This is a genomic window from Rubrivivax albus (assembly GCF_004016515.1).
Taxonomy (GTDB): Bacteria; Pseudomonadota; Gammaproteobacteria; order Burkholderiales; family Burkholderiaceae_C; genus Rubrivivax; species Rubrivivax albus.
This window is the reverse complement of record NZ_SACT01000042.1, coordinates 1-561: the sequence shown is the minus strand read 5'-3', so window position 1 is coordinate 561 and position 561 is coordinate 1. Positions and strand designations below refer to the sequence as shown.

Here is a 561-nt window from a genome sequence, read left to right as displayed (position 1 = left end):
GTATCGTAATTGTATTCAGTTGCTTTGCTTCATCGGCAGTAATGCTTTTACTCCAGCTTACTCTTTCCGTTGTTGCAGCGCCTTCGCCGGTATTACCAAATTCTGCAAACGTTGTTGTGCTTTCGTTGGCAGCATTGCCCCAGTTATCCCAGCCTTTTTTGTTTACAATAGCAGAGAGATAACTGTTTACGATGAGCACTTTTGCATAAGGTCGCCACGGACGGCCGAGATAAAACGAACCATCAGCTGCATTGCCGGTAAACTTACAGTTGCGGAATACATAACCGAATGTTTTTTGTTGCGGAGTTGATGCTGCCGTAAAATAGCCGCCTTTCTTTCCATAGATCACACAACTGTCGAACAAGGCTGTTGATGAACCGAAAATAAAATCAACGGTTCCTTCAATGTAACAATCAAAATAATACTGGCGGCTTTCGTTGCCATGTGTGTAGAGTGTATCCTGGAAACCAAGAAAGCGGCAATGAAAGAAACGTGCTTTATCGGCAGTAATGCGTACAGCTACTGCCTGCCCCACCGGACCAGCTGCGTTTGCGAACGTAA

The 561-nt window shown here is 45.1% G+C and carries 1 protein-coding gene; it reads right to left on the bottom strand.

All coding sequences use genetic code 11. The features are described 5' to 3' along the window. The coding region (locus ENE75_RS26015; protein WP_233259279.1) for a pectinesterase family protein at positions 1-561 on the bottom strand (561 nt) is incomplete at both ends.